At 69.5% G+C, this 16,670-nt stretch carries 17 protein-coding genes; 9 read left to right on the top strand and 8 right to left on the bottom strand.

All coding sequences use genetic code 11. The annotated features are described in order from the left end of the window. Positions 1-104: 104 nt before the first annotated feature. The gene (locus ABDC25_RS15175) at positions 105-947 is read right to left on the bottom strand and encodes an AraC family transcriptional regulator (RefSeq protein WP_029267430.1); all 843 of its coding nucleotides are present in this window, start codon (positions 945-947) and stop codon (positions 105-107) included. 109 nt (positions 948-1,056) lie between these two features. On the opposite strand from ABDC25_RS15175, the gene arfB reads away from it, so the two are divergent. Beyond that, the gene (gene arfB / locus ABDC25_RS15170) at positions 1,057-1,497 is read left to right on the top strand and encodes an alternative ribosome rescue aminoacyl-tRNA hydrolase ArfB (protein ID WP_029267427.1); all 441 of its coding nucleotides are present in this window, start codon (positions 1,057-1,059) and stop codon (positions 1,495-1,497) included. Positions 1,498-1,512: 15 nt separating this feature from the next. Here the strand turns inward: arfB and ABDC25_RS15165 are convergent, their stop codons facing one another. Further along, complete coding sequence (locus tag ABDC25_RS15165) at positions 1,513-2,118, bottom strand: TetR/AcrR family transcriptional regulator (RefSeq protein ID WP_021201152.1); 606 nt, start codon at positions 2,116-2,118, stop codon at positions 1,513-1,515. A 70-nt stretch (positions 2,119-2,188) separates the two neighbouring features. Between ABDC25_RS15165 and tet(42) the strand changes: the two genes are divergently transcribed. After that, complete coding sequence (tet(42), locus tag ABDC25_RS15160; RefSeq protein ID WP_347123442.1) at positions 2,189-3,475, top strand: tetracycline efflux MFS transporter Tet(42); 1,287 nt, start codon at positions 2,189-2,191, stop codon at positions 3,473-3,475. 3 nt (positions 3,476-3,478) lie between these two features. Here the strand turns inward: tet(42) and ABDC25_RS15155 are convergent, their stop codons facing one another. From ABDC25_RS15155 to ABDC25_RS15135, 5 genes are all read right to left on the bottom strand, one after another. Beyond that, positions 3,479-4,294, bottom strand: a complete 816-nt coding sequence (locus ABDC25_RS15155) for a nucleotidyltransferase domain-containing protein (protein ID WP_347123440.1) — start codon at positions 4,292-4,294, stop codon at positions 3,479-3,481. Between the two features lie 96 nt (positions 4,295-4,390). Continuing rightward, positions 4,391-6,466 carry a DUF2156 domain-containing protein gene (locus ABDC25_RS15150; protein ID WP_347123438.1) on the bottom strand — a complete coding sequence of 692 codons (2,076 nt, stop codon included), beginning with the start codon at positions 6,464-6,466 and terminating at the stop codon, positions 4,391-4,393. A gap of 45 nt (positions 6,467-6,511) precedes the next feature. Next, a complete protein-coding gene (locus ABDC25_RS15145; RefSeq protein WP_021201148.1) occupies positions 6,512-7,324 on the bottom strand; it encodes a tyrosine-protein phosphatase in 813 nt (270 codons plus the stop codon). 90 nt (positions 7,325-7,414) lie between these two features. Continuing rightward, positions 7,415-8,068, bottom strand: coding sequence for a thioredoxin domain-containing protein (locus ABDC25_RS15140; protein WP_029260036.1), 654 nt, complete (start codon positions 8,066-8,068; stop codon positions 7,415-7,417). Positions 8,069-8,141: 73 nt separating this feature from the next. Beyond that, a complete protein-coding gene (locus ABDC25_RS15135; protein WP_347123436.1) occupies positions 8,142-8,567 on the bottom strand; it encodes a hypothetical protein in 426 nt (141 codons plus the stop codon). 75 nt (positions 8,568-8,642) lie between these two features. Between ABDC25_RS15135 and ABDC25_RS15130 the strand changes: the two genes are divergently transcribed. Genes ABDC25_RS15130 through ABDC25_RS15120 form a run of 3 tightly spaced genes read left to right on the top strand, consistent with a single transcriptional unit; the run spans position 8,643 to position 11,516 of the window. Then, the gene (locus tag ABDC25_RS15130) at positions 8,643-8,993 is read left to right on the top strand and encodes a PLD nuclease N-terminal domain-containing protein (RefSeq protein ID WP_021201145.1); all 351 of its coding nucleotides are present in this window, start codon (positions 8,643-8,645) and stop codon (positions 8,991-8,993) included. Positions 8,994-9,007: 14 nt separating this feature from the next. Further along, a complete protein-coding gene (gene menD / locus ABDC25_RS15125) occupies positions 9,008-10,657 on the top strand; it encodes a 2-succinyl-5-enolpyruvyl-6-hydroxy-3-cyclohexene-1-carboxylic-acid synthase (RefSeq protein ID WP_347126016.1) in 1,650 nt (549 codons plus the stop codon). A 16-nt stretch (positions 10,658-10,673) separates the two neighbouring features. After that, on the top strand, positions 10,674-11,516 hold the full coding sequence (locus tag ABDC25_RS15120) for a polyphosphate kinase 2 family protein (RefSeq protein ID WP_347123434.1): 843 nt from the start codon (positions 10,674-10,676) through the stop codon (positions 11,514-11,516). A 13-nt stretch (positions 11,517-11,529) separates the two neighbouring features. On the opposite strand, the gene ABDC25_RS15115 is transcribed toward ABDC25_RS15120, so the two are convergent. Continuing rightward, entirely contained in the window at positions 11,530-12,783 is a 1,254-nt protein-coding gene (locus ABDC25_RS15115; RefSeq protein WP_347123432.1) for a chorismate-binding protein, read from the bottom strand. A gap of 56 nt (positions 12,784-12,839) precedes the next feature. Between ABDC25_RS15115 and ABDC25_RS15110 the strand changes: the two genes are divergently transcribed. From ABDC25_RS15110 to ABDC25_RS15095, 4 genes are all read left to right on the top strand, one after another. Then, positions 12,840-13,403 (top strand): hypothetical protein, encoded by a 564-nt coding sequence (locus ABDC25_RS15110; RefSeq protein WP_021201141.1) that lies wholly within the window; start codon positions 12,840-12,842, stop codon positions 13,401-13,403. Beyond that, entirely contained in the window at positions 13,400-14,119 is a 720-nt protein-coding gene (locus ABDC25_RS15105; protein WP_021201140.1) for a class I SAM-dependent methyltransferase, read from the top strand. Before ABDC25_RS15110 ends, ABDC25_RS15105 begins: the two co-directional genes overlap by 4 nt. Before the next feature lie 46 nt (positions 14,120-14,165). After that, a complete protein-coding gene (locus ABDC25_RS15100) occupies positions 14,166-15,227 on the top strand; it encodes a polyprenyl synthetase family protein (RefSeq protein WP_021201139.1) in 1,062 nt (353 codons plus the stop codon). A gap of 62 nt (positions 15,228-15,289) precedes the next feature. Next, positions 15,290-16,663: an FAD-dependent oxidoreductase gene (locus ABDC25_RS15095; protein ID WP_021201138.1), complete on the top strand. Its 1,374-nt coding sequence runs from the start codon at positions 15,290-15,292 to the stop codon at positions 16,661-16,663. Positions 16,664-16,670: the final 7 nt, after the last annotated feature.

Genomic DNA, 16,670 nt, shown 5'->3' with positions numbered 1-16,670 from the left:
TAGAACGCGGATCCTGCGCTCAGTGTCGCGGGAGCGACGACTTGTATCGCGGAACCGACAACGACGGTCGGATTCGCCGTCAGGGGATCAGGATCGCCCCGCCGTCACCGCCAGTACAGCTGGTGCGCCGCGTCGGCCTGCACGCGCGCCACGTGCTGCCGGGGAGTGAGCCCGAAGCGCTCCTTGAACGCGGCGGAGAAGGCGCTCGTCGTGGCGTAGCCGCAGCGGTGCGCGGCCGCACCGATCGGAGTGCCGTCGACGATCAGACGCGCCCCGAGGGTCATCCGCACGCCGGTGCGCCACCGCCCGAAGCTCATGCCGACGTCGTTCTGGAAGATGCGCAGGACCGTACGCTCGTGGAGCCCGTGCGCGAGGAACAGCTCGATCGCACTGCGGGGGTCGCCGGGGTCGGCGAGAACGGCCTGCACGAGCGGGGCGACCCGCTCATCCGCCGGCATCGGCACCTCGCCCCATTCGCTCGCGGCCTCGGGAAGCGGCTGCTGCAGCATCTCGATGAGCACCGACTGGATGCGCACGCGCAGGTCGGTGGGCATGTCGTTGATGCCGAGGTGGAGCAGCATCTCCTGCACCGCGCGCGGCACCAGCACCCGTGTGATGTCGTCGATCGGGGCGATCAGCGATGAGTCGGGGATGTACGTGTAGCAGCCGGTCGAGTCGGGTTCGTGATGGGCCGTGTGCGGGGTGCGTGCGGGGATCCACACGCCCTGACCGGGAGCGAGGCGCCACCTCGTGTCCTGCAGGTGCACCCACACCGTGCCGCGATAGCACCAGGCCAGCATCGGGTCGGCGTGGCTGTGCGGAGGGGAGAGCGGGCGGGTGCCGGTGTCCTCGGCGGTGACCACGCCGGTGCCCATCAGATACGGCTCGTTCACGGTCGACGGATACGACGGGCTCGCTGCCCAGTCGTCCTGCCGGTATGAGTTCATTCGTGCTCCGCATGAGGCGGCGCCGACTGCTCGGGAAAACAGGTCCTGCCGCCCTCGCCATGCTATCCGGGTGAGGCGCGATGGCCCCGCGAGGCCCGATGATGGACACATGCCTTCCGCCCATCGCCCCGGTTTGCGGGTCTCGTCGGGTCTCACGATCCCCGAGGCCGAGTTGTCGTGGCGCTTCTCGCGGTCATCCGGGCCGGGGGGACAGGGCGTCAACACCGCGGATTCCCGCGCTGAACTGGTCTGGGATGCGGCGAACTCCGCGGTGCTCTCACCGCATCAGCGCGAGAGGCTGCTCGACCGACTGAGCGCTCGCCTGGTCGATGGAGTGCTGACGATCGCCGCGTCCGAGCACCGTGCCCAGTTGCGCAACAGGGATGCGGCGCGGGAGCGGCTCGTCGCCCTCGTCGCAGAGGCTCTGCGCCCGCCGGCACCACCGCGACGGCCGACGAAGCCGAGTCGGGGGTCGAAGGAGCGCCGGCTGAAGGCCAAGCAGCGGCGCACCGACGTCAAGAGTCTTCGCCGGCGCCCTCGCGACGACTGACCCGGCGCCGGAGAATCACCTGGCGAGACGCTCTTCGACAGGGTCCCAGCCACTCGCGAGCACCCGGAATCCCGCGTCCACCGTCTCGAGTGGATCTTCGCTGTCGTTGATCAGCAGTTGCATCTGCAGGACGAATCGGGCGTAGACGCGGATCTCGGCGACCGGCTCGGCGAGCCCGAGCTCGTCGGCGATGGCCGCGGCGAGGGCATCCTCGTGTCGGAGCCACATCTTCGCGGCATAATCGCGCAGGGCGGGTGTCTCGTTGAGGAAGCGCATGAACACGCGGGTGACGTCATCACCGTGCTCGTCGAAGTTCGCCCTGATCTCGGCGGCGAAGAAGTCGTGGATCGCGCGGTTGATCGTGCGTCCGGCGGGCCGGTCGCGCACGGCCGAGACCAGACGGTCGCGCTGTTCGTCGTCCTCGTCGAAGACGAGAGCCTCCTTCTGCGGGAAGTGCGCGAACACGGTCGTAGGGGAGACGTCCGCCGCATCGGCGACCTCGCGGATGCTGACGTTGTCGAAGCCGCGCTCGAGGAACATCATCGTCGCGACGTCGGAGATCGCCTTGCGGGTCGCGGCCTTCTTGCGCTCGCGGCGTCCGAGGGGCTCTGGGTTCGTCATGACAGCAGTCTATCGTGGACCGACTACAAACCTGGCTTGACACCAAAACTGGTATCGGTACACTTTCGGTATGACTTCACCCAACGTCCTCACGCGACGGGATCAGAACCGCGCGTGGATCATGCTCATCGTGCTCACGATGCTCACCGTCATCGGTATGACGGTCGTCCTTCCCGTCCTGCCCTTCGCCGTGCTGCAATACGTCTCGCACGAGAGCGACCTCGCCATCTGGGTGGGCGTGCTCGAGGCTGTCAACGGCCTCTGCGCCTTCCTGGTCGCCCCCTTCCTCGGCCGGCTCTCCGACCGCTTCGGTCGTCGACCCGTCATCATCGTCGCCGCGTTCGGCGCCGCATTCTCGATGGCGCTGTTCGGCATCGGCGGTGCGATCTGGGTCCTCGTGCTCGCGCGCATGATCCAAGGCCTGACCGCGGGAGATCTCCCCGCCCTCTTCGCCTACCTCGCCGACATCACCCCGCCGGAACAGCGGGCGAAGCGCTTCGGTCTCCTCGGCGCTCTCACGGGAATCGGCACCATGGTCGGCCCGGGGATCGGCGGTCTGCTCGCCGCGGTGAGCATTCAGCTCCCCGTCTTCCTCACCTCCGCCGTCGCCCTCACGATCGCGATCCTCAGCATCTTCCTGCTTCCGGAGAGCCTCAAGCCCGGGAACCGCATCAGCGCCATCCGGCTGCGTGACGTGCAGCCGTTCGCGGTCTTCAAAGAGGCGTTCGGGCGCAAGGAGCTGCGCGGACTGATGATCGGCTTCGGTCTGCTCGCCCTGCCGTTCGGCTTCTTCGTGAACAACTTCAGCGTCCTCGCGCTGGACTCCATCCAGTGGGGGCCGACGCAGATCGGACTCCTGACCGCGGCCGTCGGCATCATCGACATCCTCATCCAGGGTGTGCTGCTCGGCATCCTGCTCCCGCGCATCGGTGAGCGCGGCGTGATCATCAGCGGCATCGTCGCGCAGATGGTCGGTCTCGCGGCGCTCGCCATCGTCGCGTCGATCTTCGCCCAGCCGTGGGTGTTCATCGTCGGTGCGCTCATGCTCGCTGCCGGCCAGGGAGCATCCCAGGCGGCGATGGACGGTGCCATGTCGAACGCGGTGGGCGACGACGAGCAGGGCTGGCTCGGCGGAGCGACGCAGTCACTGAACGCGGCCATGGGCACGGCCGCCCCGCTCATCGCGGGGGCGCTCTACGCGCTGGTCAGCCACGCCGCCCCGTACTGGCTCGGTGTCGCACTCATGATCGTCGCCGTGATCGTGGTCAGCCGTGCACACATCGCGAACACCGCGAAGCGCCCGGTCACCGATGGTGTGGGAGCGACTCCGGTCGAAGCCGTCGAGACCGTCGGCTGAGCATCAGGCTGCGGGAGCTGCCGGACGCGGCAGCTCCCGCAGCCGCGTGATCGAGGCGAGCAACTCCTCCGGCGTCGTGCCGAGATTCCCGAGTGCCAGTGCCGCCGACGCGCTGAATCCCGCCGAGTCGATCGGGAGGCGTGCCACGTTCGGCACCAGCCCCTTCTCGTTCGTCACCCAGTTCCCGGCCGCGGCGTGCCAGGCGTGCGCGGTCAGCATGGCCGTCGTGGTTCCGCAGAGGGAGACGTATGCGACGTCTCCCGCCTTCGCGCCCTTCACGGCCGCGTTCAGCAGGAAGTCGACCTGCCAGAGGCTCGTGAGGAACGCCTCGCGCAGCGCCGCGGGATAGGGGATGACGCTCCGTGCCAGACCGACCAGGAGTCCCTCCGGATCGCGAAGCGGCACGCTGGTGGCCACCTCGCCCGCATAGGCGACATCGAGGAAGCCGAGGGGGTGACCCGGTTGGGTGTGGAAGGCGAACTCGCCGCGGACGGCGCGAGCGCATTGCTCTCCGACGCGGGTGACGTCGCGGAGGATGAGGTCGACCGGGACGCCGTCGACGATCAGCCAGGCGCCGCCGTCGACCCAGGGTCCCCATCCGCCGCGCTCGGCGACCTCGACGGGTTCGCCCGTCCACCCGCTCGCCACGCGCGCGATACCGGCGCGGTCGACATCCGAGTCCACGTAGAGCCCCAGATCGATGTCGGAGTCGGGTCGGTGCGTCCCGCGGGCGCGGCTGCCGCCCAATGCGACGGCACGCACGCCGGGAACCCGGCTCAGTTCGTCGGCCATCGAGCGGAGGCGGTCTTCATCGAGCACGACACCGATCGTACTCACGTGGTCTCACGCCGTCGGAGAACAGACGCCATCCGGAGATCGACCCACCCGACGCGTTCTCGGACGGCGTGGGCTCCGTCAGTCCTTCCCGCCCCGTACGAGTTCGAGCCCGGCACCCGCGAACTGGCGCAGCGTCGCATCCGGCAGGAACGCCCGCGTGAGTGCTCCACCGATGCGGGTGAGGTCGCTCTCGTCGCGGAAGAGGAGATACATGGTCTCGTACCGGGGGTGGAACTTCTGCTTGAACCGATGCAGCGACCCGAAGCCGTACACCGGTTCCAGCGCATCGGCCAGCCGGTCGCTGAGAGCGGCGATCATCCCGGCATCCGGCGGATAGTCGTGGGCGAGGGGCGCGCCGGAGAGCGACATGATCTGCGCGCCCTCCTCGGCGAACTGCTTGGCCGAGGAACCGATCAGATACTCCATGACGGGCCCGAAACCGCCTTCGCGGCGACGCATGAGGTCGAGGGTCCAGCCCCGCACCGCACCGTCGTCGCCGTACACCGGCAGCCAGGAGAGGAAACCGTCGACGTCGCCGTTGGGAGCGAGCGCCAGGGCGAGCCGCACCTCCGGATCCTCGGCCTCGTCGAGGGTGCCGAGCGTGAAGCGCATCTCGGGCAGGTCCTTGTCTCCGACCCAGGCCTCCGAGATCGCTCTGAGCTGCTGCTGCACACCCCACGGCTCCGCTTTGAGGTGTGTCATCCGGAAGGTCATCTCCTCGCGACCGGCCTTGTTCAGTGAGGTGCGCACCGAGTTCCAGCGCTTGCCCGTGAACTCCAGCCCCGGCAGGTCGACGATCGTGTCGTCGGCCACGACGATGCTGCGCCAGGTCGAGGGGACGGCCGCCCGCGTGGCCTCATCCGCACTGAAGAAGCAGGGAACGAGGCCGGCGAGCTCCACGGCGTGGATGAAATCGTTCACGGCTTCTGCGCGTGTCTCCGCAGGGCCGATCGGGTCGGCCAGGGCCAGGGCGACGCCGTTGCGACGCTGGTACGCGACGATGCCGCCGGCCACCCGGGCATAGCTGTTGCCCTCCCAGGTGGTCATCCACGAGAGCGTTCCGCCGCCATGAGTGCGCAGCTCGCGCTTCATGTCATCGACGTTCGGAGCGGGCTGGATGCCCAGCTTGGCGCGGCGCTTGGCTCGGAACGCGCGTCGCACCCACACCAGGTATACGAGCATGATGAGCCACAGGAAGCCGTTGGCCATCGCGAGCTCGGTCTCACCGTCCCAGCGCAGATCGAGCTCCGCCTGGCTCGTGATGATGATGAGGGTGAGCACCAGCGCGGCGCCCGAGATGTTGAACAGGCCGAGCAGGATCGCGAGCACCCACGCGAAGCGCCGCCCGCGACGGAGCCCGTTCACGAGCACGAGGATCACGACGAGGTCGATCGCGAGGTCGATGAATCCTCCCGACGCGGGATCGGTCGGTCCGAAGGGTCCGTCCGTGGGCAGGAAGGTCGTGATGATCTCGACGGCGCCCAGGACGAGGATCGCCACCACGGCGATCAGCCGCTGCTCGCGGACCGTCGTGTGCCGCACCCGCAGCGATCGGTCGACGACGAGGATCAGCAGCACCGCGAGCAGGTGCTCGAGGTCGGCGACCTTGCCCCAGAAGAGCATCGCGATGAACACGAAGCCGAGCAGGATGAGCCAGCCGCGCACCCGCCACGGCGGACGGAACAGGCCGACCGCGGCGGCGATGCACGCCATGGTGCCGCCGGATGCTCCCACGTCGAGCGCCTGGGCCTGCTCCGCCGCCCACGCCCACGGGAACTGCGAGAGCACGTACAGCAGCAGGGCGGTGGCGAAGATCGCGAACAGCTGACCGAGCCAGTAGTAGGCGAGCGCCACGCGCGATCCGCGACGGAACTCCAGGTAACCCATACCCCAGAAGCCTGCGATCGTGAACAGGTACACCCAGGGCTGGTTCACGAAGAACGTGCCGGTCAGGGGCGTCCACCACTTGCCGTCGGCGAGGTTCGGGAGCCCGTAGGCGACTGTCTGGAAGAGTGCGGTGTCCTCGAACGGCGCCCAGAGGCCGCTCCAGACGACCCCCACCGCGATGATCAGCAGCACCATCGTCAGCGTCGCCGGAATGCGCCGGACGACGGCCATCACCGGATGGGGGGAGGGGGAGTGCTCCTCGGTCATGCGCTCAGCGTAGCGAGGGCTGCGTCCGCACGGGCACGGGCGCTCCTACTCCCCGCGAAGCACTCGACGAAGGTCGGCGATCTCGTCGTCGGTCAGACCGCCGCTTCGCAGATAGCCCGCGACGTCGCCGTGGTTGTCGTCGATCCAGTCCATCGCAGCCTCGATGGCGGATGCCGGAGCCTCGGTCGCGAGCGTCTTCAGGGCCGGCGTGAGGGGGACGCCGAGCGAGGTGATCAGTGCGGTGAGGGCTTCGGCGAAACCCCGCGCCAGATTCTTCTCCGTCTGCGTGTAGTCCTCGACGATCGCCTCGCGAGGTGCTTCGGCGACGAGCAGCAGGATCGCGGCGGCGAGCCCCGTGCGGTCCTTGCCCGCAGTGCAGTGGAACAGCACGCCGGGTCGTTCGGTGCGCGAGGCTTCGAGCACCGTCCGCGCGATGGTCGCGAACGGGGTGGCGCTGGCCGCCAGGATCGAGACGTACAGCTCCTCCAGCGTCGGCACCTGCTTCAGCACCTCGGCGACCTGGGTCACCGAGAGTCCCGCTCCGCCGGTTGCAGGGAGCAGCTGCTTCACCATCTCGTCCATCGCGCCGCCCTGCATGGGCAGAGTCAGGAGCGTCACGCTGCCGTCGTCGGGCAGGCGATCCGCGGCGCGTGCGCGTTCGCCCTCGGTGCGCAGATCGATCACGGTGCCGATGCGGAGGTCGGCCAGCGCCTGCATCCCCTCGTCGGTCAGCGCGGCGAGCGCGTCCGATCGGAAGAGCAGACCGGAGGCGAGCGTGCCGCCGCCCGAGGTCGGGATCCCGGCGAGTTCGCGGGCGTTGTGGGTCGTCTGCAAGGCGGTCGTGATGTCGATGGTCATTCTGGCCCTCTCCTGGGTAGGCGGCCAGAATATCGGTGCGGCGGGATCGCGCGGCTTCGACACGGAAGCCGCGCGATCCGCCTTTCCATGTCAGCCGTTCACGGCCTTCTCGATGGCCTGTTCGAGGTCATCCCACTCCTGCAACACGATCTTCTCGCCGTCGATGAAGAACGTCGGCGTGCTGTTCACCCCGAGCTTCTCGCCGTCGGCCTTGTCGGACTGCACGCGCTCCGCGGTGGCCGGGTCGGCGATCGCGGCATCGTACGCGCCCATGTCGAGCCCGAGATCCTGGGCGAACCCGCGGAACACCTCGGGGGTCTCCTCGGGCTGCTCGCCCCACTGCGCCTGCGTCTCGAACAGACGGCGGTACATGTCCTCGAAGCGGTCCTGCTGCCCGGCGGCCTCGGCGGCCAGCGCGGCCTGGGTGGAGTTGATGTGCCCGGGCAGGGGGAAGTATCGGACGACATACGTGATCTCGCCGTCGTACTTCTCCCTGAGGTCTTCGACGACGGGGTAGAACGCCCCGCACGCCTCGCACTCGAAGTCGAGGAACTCGACCACGGTCACGGCGCCCTCGCCCCCGTCGTCGAGCACATGGGAATCGGTGCGGACGGTCTGCTGCGGCTCTCCGCCCTCCGCGGGCGCGGCGGGTTGCTGTTGGCTGATCGCGAAGACAATTCCGGCGATCAGCAGGACGATGGCGACGGCGATGGCGATCAGGGTCGCTTTGACAGAGTTCTTCATGGGGTCTCCAGACACACGGGTACGACGAGGGAAGGGTGCCGCTTTCGGGCGGCTCGATGCGCGCGTCGGCGGGTCAGGTGCGGGAGATGGAGAGCTGCGTGAGAGTCAGGGCGGGGACGAAGGCGCGCGGACCCGCGCGACTCGGCGACACCGTGCGCGGGGCGCGGGTGCCGAGCGGCCGGGTGCCCCCGGCGAGCCGGCGGAACAGCAGGACCAGCGCGACGCCGCCGAGCACCGCGAGCAGGCAGATCCCGACACCGGAGCTGAGCACGTCGATCGTGGGCGCTGTCGCCGCGTCACCTGCCGTCGGGGCGGCAGCCGTCGACTCCGAGACGCCGGAGGCGAGACACAGCGTCGCGTGCACATCGGCCGAACCCCGCGAGGTCGACCAGGCGCCGACCACGAGCAGGAGCGCGAGGCCGACGGCGGTGATCACCCGGGCGATCAGCATCCGCTCGGCCCGCGCTCGCGGCATCGGATCCGGCGATGAGGGCAGCATTTCCCGCGCAGTCTAGCAACGGCGCCTCTGTCCTCCCCGGGGCCGGGGAAGCCGTGGCGCGCCTACACTGGAGGGGTGGCGAGACTACTGATCGTCGGCGGCTTCCTCGCCGCCGTGTTCTGGGTGTTCAGCATCGTCGACTGCGCAGTGCAGCCGGCGACGCGGCACCGCGGTGTGTCCAAGCCCGTCTGGATCCTGATCGTGGTGCTCCTTCCCGTGATCGGAGGCATCCTCTGGTTCGTGATCGGCCGTCGACGTGCGAACGATCCCGGGGTCCGTCCGGTCGTCGCGCCCGACGACGACCCGGCCTTCCTGCGCAGCATCAGCAAGACCGAGCAGGATGCGCGCATCCGCCGCCTCGAAGAGGAGCTCGCCCGTCTGGACGAGGAGACCGACGAGCCTCCCGCCACGGACCAGCGCCCGTGACCCCGTCGCCGGCCATGGATGCTGCGGCATCCCTGATCGCCGACCTCGTCGCCCAGGGCGTGCGCCACATCGTGGTGTCTCCGGGCTCACGCTCGCAGGCCCTCGCGCTCGCCGCGGTACGGGCCGCCGATGACGGACACGTCCGGGTGCACGTCCGGATCGACGAGCGGGTCGCCGGCTTCACGGCTCTCGGAATCGCCCGTGAGACGGGCGTGCCCGCCGCGGTGGTGTGCACCTCGGGAACGGCCGTCGCGAACCTGCTGCCCGCGGTGATGGAGGCTTTCCACTCCGGGGTGCCGCTGCTGCTGCTCACCGCCGACCGGCCGCCCGAGCTGCGCGGGGTCGGTGCCAACCAGGCGACGCTCCAGGACGGCCTCTTCCACCCCTGGGTGCGTGACCAGTTGGACGCTCCGGTGCCCGGGGATGGCGACTGGTCGGGACTCGCCGCGCAGGCCGTGGCCGCGGCGATGGGGGCTCGCGAGGTCGAGAGCGGCCTTCGCGGGATCTCCGGACCCGTGCATCTGAACCTCCCGTCCCGGGAACCGCTCTCGGGCGATCTGCCCTCGATCGCCATCACCCCGGGCGAGGCGCCGGAGGCTCTGAGAAGCACACCGTTCGAACTCGACCGCGGGCCGCGCACCGTCGTGGTCGCCGGGGCCGACGCCGGCCCCGATGCCGAGGAGATCGCGCACGCCGGCGGCTGGCCGCTGATCGCCGAGATCGTGAGCGGCGCGCGATTCGGACGCCAGATCGTACACGGCTACCGTCGACTGCTCGCGCGTGAGGATCTCGGCGGACGCGTCGAGCGGGTCGTCGTCCTCGGGCATCCGACACTCAGTCGCGAGGTCGCGGCACTCCTCTCGCGTCAGGATGTCGAGGTCGTGGCCGTGCACCGCGGCGGCGAGGAGCTGAACCTCAATCACCGTACGAGGGGGGTCGACGCCGTCGTCGTCGCTCCGGGCGTCGCGGATCGCAGCTGGCTCGGGGAGTGGATGCGAGCATCCGCGGCCGAGACTGTCGACCTGAGCGAGCGCGCCCCCGATCCGGAAGCGCTGGCGTCCTCCGATTTCGCGGCGCGCAGGCAAGCTGTGAAGGCCGAGCTCGACGCCGTCCGCCGTCCGCTCGATCGCGAGCTGCTCGTCGATGCCGTGTGGCGCGCCACCTGGCCGCACGACCGCCTGGTGTTCGGCTCCTCCCGGCTCGTCCGCGTCGCCGATCAGGTGCTCGGCGGCAAGAAGGTCCCCGTCCATGCCAACCGCGGTCTCGCCGGCATCGACGGCACGATCGCCACCGCGACCGGAGTCGCGATCGCGAGTCAGGCGGCCGGCGCCCCCGGCGTGACGCGGGTGCTGCTGGGCGACCTCGCCTTCCTGCACGACGTCGGCGCCCTGCTGCTGCCGCCTGACGAGACCGAGCCCCGGTTGCAGGTCGTCGTCGGCAACGACGGCGGGGGCACGATCTTCGACTCTCTCGAGGTCGCATCGTCAGCACGCCCCGGCGACCTCGATCGCGCCTTCTACACGCCGCACACGGTCCGCCTCGAGCACCTCGCTCTCGCGTACGGCTGGGAGTACCAGCGGGTCACCACCCGCACGGCACTGGATCAGGCCCTGACCTCGCCTCGTGGTGGACGTCAGATCATCGAGGTGCCACTGGCGCGTTGACTGGCAGGATGTGCGTATGAACGCGCACACCTGGACGCAGACGCTGCGAGTCGACGAGGGATTCCGTCTCGCCGACGTCGACCCCGACGCCAAGCCCGGATACGACCACGGCAAGTCCCGCGGGGTCTCCGACCTCGCAGCCGGGCTCACCGACCTCAATGTGCTGCAGGAACGGCTCTTCGCCGAGAGCCGGGTAGGGGTGGCGAAGGATGCGGTGCTGCTGGTGCTGCAGGCGATGGACTCGGCCGGCAAGGGCGGCATCGTGCGGCACGTCGTCGGCGGCGTCGACCCGCAGGGCGTCGCGCTCGCCGCGTTCAAGGCGCCGACGGCAGAGGAACGCGCGCACGACTTCCTCTGGCGCATCGAGAAGCGTCTGCCTGAACCGGGGTTCATCGGTGTGTTCGACCGCTCCCACTACGAGGATGTGCTGATCGGGCGTGTGCGCGAACTCGCCCCGCCGGACGAGATCGACCGCCGCTACGACGCCATCAACGAGTTCGAGTCCCGGGTCGCGGCATCCGGCACCCGCATCGTCAAGGTCATGCTGCACATCTCACCGGAAGAGCAGAAGTCGCGGCTGATGGAGCGACTCGAGCGTCCGGACAAGCACTGGAAGTACAACCCCGGCGACGTGGACGAGCGCATGCTGTGGCCGCAGTACATGGAGGCGTACCAGACGGTGTTCGAGCGCACCTCGACCGAGGTGGCCCCGTGGCACGTGATCCCGGCGAACGCCAAGTGGTACGCCCGGCTGGCCGTGCAGGAACTGCTGCTCGCGGCCCTGGAAGACATCGACCCGCAGTGGCCACGTGCCGACTTCGATGTCGAGGCCGAGAAGAAGCGTCTCGCCGCCAGCTGAGGGTCGGCCGCGGTCAGGCCAGCGCGTCGACCAGGGGGCGGAACTTCACGCGCGTCTCGAGCAGTTCGCTCTCCGGGTCGGAGCCCGCGACGATCCCGGCGCCCGCGTAGGCCGTCACCCCGATCTCTCCCTGGCGCACGGTGAACTGCGCGCAGCGCAGCGCGATCGCCCACTCGCCGTTGCCGGCGGCATCCACCCAGCCCACGGGGCCGGCGTAGCGCCCGCGGTCGAAGGGTTCGAGCTCGCGGATCGCGTCGATCGCCGCCGGTGTCGGCGTGCCGGCGACGGCGGCGGTCGGATGCAGTGCCCGCACCAGGTCGAGCGCGCTCTCCCCATCGGCCAGCTCGCCCTCGACGTCGGTGGCCAGATGGAACAGATTCGGCAGCTTCAACAGGAAGGGCTGCTCGCTCGCCGCCAGCGCCCGGGTGTGGGATCGGAGCGAGGCGAGCACGCTCTGCACGGCGTACTGGTGTTCGTCGAGGTCTTTGACGCTCGACGCGAGGTGAGCGGATGCGGCGGTGTCGGCGTCGGCGTCCGCGCCACGGCCGATCGTCCCCGCCAGCACCCGTGCGGTGACGGTTCCGTCGTGCACGGTGACGAGCGTCTCCGGGCTCGCACCGATCAGCCCGTCGACGGCGAACGCCCACGTGTCGGGGTAGCCGGTCGCAAGGGCGCGCACGAGCCGACGCAGGTCGGAGCCTGCCGGGATGCTCCCGGTGAGGTCGCGGGCCAGCACGACCTTGCTCAGGTCTCCGTCGGCGATGCGGGCGAGGGCGCGGCGCACCGAATCCTGGTATCCCTGCGGGCTCTGCGCTCCGGGGCCGACGGTGCCGGCCCAGTGCGGGCCGTAAGGCTGGGTGACGAGCTCGTCACGGTCGTCCGGAGCGCCGGCGAAGCGGAGCGTGGTGCGCCAGAACCGGTCGCCGTGTCGCCCCACCACCTGCGTGGGCACCACGAGCACGCTGTCCGCGGCCGAGTCCTCGTCGAACGCGAATGCCCCAAAGGCCACGAGCCCCGTGCCCGGGAGGCCCATCGGGTCGGAGATCTCGGACTGCGCCGCCATGGTGCGCCAGGCAGCCGCGAGGGTCTCGACGCGTGACGTTCCCGCTTCGACCGCGGGACGGATCTCCGTGAGCGGTCGGCCGACGGCGACGATCCCGTCTCCGCGGCGCAGCCAGGCAAGAGGGCGGGCGGGGTCCGCGTAGGCCAGGAGGTCTTCGACCGGGTCGATCTCGCGGGTCTCCACGACCAGGTGGGTGGTGTGCACGTCTCCAGCCTATGCCGCTCAGGGCGCATGGATCCGCGTGGTCGTAGGGTGAGCGGATGAGCGACGCACGTCCTGCACCCGGCACCGAGATGGTCTTCCAATGGCGCAAATGGGATGGCTCGCCGCACTGGCGGCACGAGTGCGTCTATCTCGGCGCCGACGAGTGGGGCGACTGGATCGGGCAGCCCGTCGGATGGCACAGTGTGCGCCCCGGCGCCGAGTTCCACGCGGGCGGTCCGAACGTCACCCTGGTCCCGGCGAGCGGTGACCATGCGCTCACCGTCAATCGCCGTCACCGCAAGGGCATGCGCATCTACATCGATCTGGGGTGGGACATCCGCTGGTCCGATGATCCGCTGCTGGCGACCGGGATCGACATGGACCTCGACGTGGTGCGCGTGGAAGGGGAACGGGGAACGTGGGTCGACGACCGCGACGAATGGGCCGACCACAGTGCCCGTTACGGCTACCCGACCGATGTCATGGCGCATCTGGAAGCCCTCGCGCTCGACCTCGAGGAGCGGGTGCGGGCCCGGGTCGCGCCGTTCGACGATGCGACCGCCGATCCCTGGCTCGACCGCCTCGAAGCGCTGGGCCTCGCGCCTAGACTGAACTCGTGACCTCGAACGAGAAGAACCGCGCCGATCTCGGCAAGGACCCCGCCCGCGTCAGCGGCATGTTCGACCAGGTCGCCGCAGGGTACGACCGGACGAACACCGCGATGACCTTCGGCAACGACGTGCTGTGGCGTGCGGCGACCACCCGAGCGGTCGCTCCGAAGCCGGGGGAGCGGATCCTCGACCTGGGGGCGGGCACGGCCTCGTCGTCGGCGTCCCTTGCGCGGAGCGGTGCCCAGGTGGTCGCGGCCGATTTCTCTCCCGGCATGCTCGCCGAGGGCGAGCGCCGGCACGGCGCCATGCGCAACCTGTCGTTCGTGCAGGCCGATGCCACGGATCTTCCGTTCCCGGATGCGACGTTCGACGCGGTCACGATGTCGTACGCGCTGCGCAACGTGAACGATCCGAAGAAGGCGCTGAGCGAGCTCTACCGCGTGACCAAGCCCGGAGGACGGCTCGTGATCAACGAGTTCTCGACCCCGCCGGGAAAGCTCTTCCGCAGTGCCTACCGCTTCTACAACGCCCAGGTGCTCCCGCGGGTGGCCCGCGTCGCCGGTACGAACGGCGAGGCCTACGACTACCTGAACGAGTCGATCCGCGAGTGGCCGGACCAGAAGCGGCTCTCCGCCTGGATCCGCGAGGCGGGCTGGAGCGACGTCGCCTACCGCAATCTCTCGTTCGGCATCGTGGCCCTGCACAGAGCGCGCAAGCCGGAGTGAGTCTCTCGGGCGAAACCTCGACATCCGACGAAGGTAGGCTGAGAACGTGACTTCGAGCCCCATCGCCCCGGGTTCGCGACTGGCGAGCCGTCTCGGCTTCAGCGATCGCGTCTTCATCGGCCCTGCCGCCCGACGTGTCGCGCGCGCCATCGAAGACGGGCTGGAGCTCGTCGAGACCGGCCTGGCCGACGACGTCCGCGTCGCCGACCCGCTGGCCGACGCCGCCAGCCGTTACCTGTACGAGGCGGGTGGGAAGCGCATCCGCCCCGTGCTCACGCTCCTCGCCGCGCAGCTCGGCGACGGCAACACCACCGAGGTCATCGACGTCGCGAAGGCCCTCGAGATCACGCATCTCGGCTCGCTGTACCACGACGACGTGATGGACGGTGCCGACCGCCGCCGAGGGGTTCCCGCCGCGCATGCCGTGTGGGGCAACAACATCGCGATCCTCACGGGCGACATCCTGTTCTCCCGCGCCAGCCAGCTGATGTCGCGGCTGGGGGAGCGTGCCATCCGTCTCCAGGCCGACACGTTCGAGCGTCTGGTGCTCGGTCAGATGCACGAGACCCTGGGACCGCAGGACGGCGACGACCCGATCGAGTTCTACATCCAGGTGCTCGCCGACAAGACGGGCTCCCTGATCGCCGCGGCCACGCAGGGCGGGGTGATCTTCTCGAACGCTCCCTCGGAGTACGAGGAGCCCCTGCGCGTGTACGGCGAGAAGATCGGAGTCGCGTTCCAGCTGCTCGACGACGTGATCGACCTCTCCGCGAAGCCCGAGGAGACCGGCAAGGTGCCGGGCACCGACCTGCGCGCCGGCGTTCCGACGATGCCGTATCTGCTGCTCAAGGCGGAGGGGGACGAGGCGTCGATCGACCTCGCGGCGCGCATCGATGACGGCGTCGCCCTCATCGCCGACGGAGCGGACCCGGCCATCCTCGACGGCCCGTTGGACGAGTTGCGCGACCATGTCGTGACGCAGAAGACCCTCGAGCTCGCCCACGCGTGGACGCGCGACGCCGTCGACGCTCTCCGGCCTCTCCCGCGCGGAACCGTGCGCGAGGCGCTGACCCGATTCGCTGAGACCCTCGCCGAACGCTCCAGCTGACTCCGCGCGGCGGCCCTTCGGGCCGCGGGCACCGGCTGCGACGGCATACGAAAGGACCTCCCATGACCAAGCTCAGACTGGCCATCGTCGGTGCGGGCCCCGCCGGCATCTACGCGGCAGACATCCTGCTGAAGGCGGAGCGCAAGTTCGACGTCTCGATCGACCTCTTCGAACAACTCCCCGCGCCGTACGGACTGGTGCGCTACGGCGTCGCCCCTGACCACCCCCGCATCAAGGGCATCATCACCGCCCTTCGCGACGTGCTGGACCGCGGTGACATCCGCCTGTTCGGCAACGTACGCTTCGGCGAGGACATCACCCTCGAAGACCTCAAGAAGCACTACAACGCGGTGATCTTCGCGACCGGTGCGATCCGTGACACCTCGCTCGACATCCCCGGCATCGATGCCGTCGCCTCGTACGGGGCGGCGGACTACGTCAGCTGGTTCGACGGCCACCCCGACGTGCCGCGTGAATGGCCGCTCGACGCCGCTTCCGTCGGCGTGCTCGGCAACGGCAACGTCGCGCTCGACGTGGCCCGCATGCTGGCCAAGCACGCGGAGGACCTGCTCGTCACCGAGGTGCCGGCCAACGTTTACGAGGGCCTCAAGGCCAGCGAGATCACGGATGTGCACGTGTTCGGGCGGCGGGGGCCGGCGCAGGTCAAGTTCACCCCGCTCGAACTGCGCGAGCTCGGCGAGCTGCGCGACGTCGACATGGTCGTCTACGACGAGGACTTCGACTACGACGATGCCGCCAAAGACGCCGTCGCCAGCAACAAGCAGGTCATGGTCATCGATCGCATCCTGCAGTCGTGGCGCAAACGGGGGTCGGTCAACAACGCCGGAGGCACGGCATCGCGCCGTCTGCATCTGCACTTCTGGGCGAAGCCGGTCGAGGTCCGCAAGGACGAGAACGGTCGCGTCGCGGCTCTCGTGTACGAGCGCACCCGGCCCGACGGCCAGGGTGGCGCGGTCGGCACCGGCGAGTTGCGCGAGGTGCCCCTGCAGGCTCTCTACCGTGCCATCGGCTACTTCGGATCCCCGCTTCCCGGCGTTCCGTTCGACAAGAAGCACGGGGTGATCCCGAACCGCGAGGGCCAGGTCCTCGCGAAGGACTCGAACGACCGCGTGCCCGGCATCTACGCGACCGGATGGATCAAGCGCGGCCCGGTCGGGCTGATCGGGCACACGAAGTCCGATGCGATGGAGACCGTGCGCCACATCATCAACGATCAGGGTTCCTGGTGGCACCCGGAGGACCCATCGGAGGAGGCGATCGTCGAACTCCTGCAGGAGCGCGGTGTGCGCTGGACCGACCTCGATGGCTGGCACCGCCTCGACGAGCACGAGATCGCTCTCGGCGCCCCGGAGGAGCGCGCCCGCGTGAAGGTGGTCCCGCGCGACGAGATGGTCCGCGTCTCGCGCGGCGAATAGCGCGGTC

Source organism: Microbacterium sp. SY138 (assembly GCF_039729145.1).
GTDB lineage: Bacteria > Actinomycetota > Actinomycetes > Actinomycetales > Microbacteriaceae > Microbacterium > Microbacterium maritypicum_A.
The sequence above is the reverse complement of the archived record's forward strand: the minus strand, read 5'-3'. Positions and strand labels throughout refer to the sequence as shown.

Excerpts from the sequence above, each read along its gene's own strand:
- ABDC25_RS15175 (WP_029267430.1), bottom strand. The coding sequence starts at position 947 with ATGAACTCATACCGGCAGGACGACTGGGCAGCGAGCCCGTCGTATCCG.
- arfB (WP_029267427.1), top strand. The coding sequence starts at position 1,057 with ATGCCTTCCGCCCATCGCCCCGGTTTGCGGGTCTCGTCGGGTCTCACG.
- ABDC25_RS15165 (WP_021201152.1), bottom strand. The coding sequence starts at position 2,118 with ATGACGAACCCAGAGCCCCTCGGACGCCGCGAGCGCAAGAAGGCCGCG.
- ABDC25_RS15150 (WP_347123438.1), bottom strand. The coding sequence starts at position 6,466 with ATGACCGAGGAGCACTCCCCCTCCCCCCATCCGGTGATGGCCGTCGTC.
- ABDC25_RS15145 (WP_021201148.1), bottom strand. The coding sequence starts at position 7,324 with ATGACCATCGACATCACGACCGCCTTGCAGACGACCCACAACGCCCGC.
- ABDC25_RS15140 (WP_029260036.1), bottom strand. The coding sequence starts at position 8,068 with ATGAAGAACTCTGTCAAAGCGACCCTGATCGCCATCGCCGTCGCCATC.
- ABDC25_RS15135 (WP_347123436.1), bottom strand. The coding sequence starts at position 8,567 with ATGCTGCCCTCATCGCCGGATCCGATGCCGCGAGCGCGGGCCGAGCGG.
- menD (WP_347126016.1), top strand. The coding sequence starts at position 9,008 with ATGGATGCTGCGGCATCCCTGATCGCCGACCTCGTCGCCCAGGGCGTG.
- ABDC25_RS15120 (WP_347123434.1), top strand. The coding sequence starts at position 10,674 with ATGAACGCGCACACCTGGACGCAGACGCTGCGAGTCGACGAGGGATTC.
- ABDC25_RS15110 (WP_021201141.1), top strand. The coding sequence starts at position 12,840 with ATGAGCGACGCACGTCCTGCACCCGGCACCGAGATGGTCTTCCAATGG.
- ABDC25_RS15095 (WP_021201138.1), top strand. The coding sequence starts at position 15,290 with ATGACCAAGCTCAGACTGGCCATCGTCGGTGCGGGCCCCGCCGGCATC.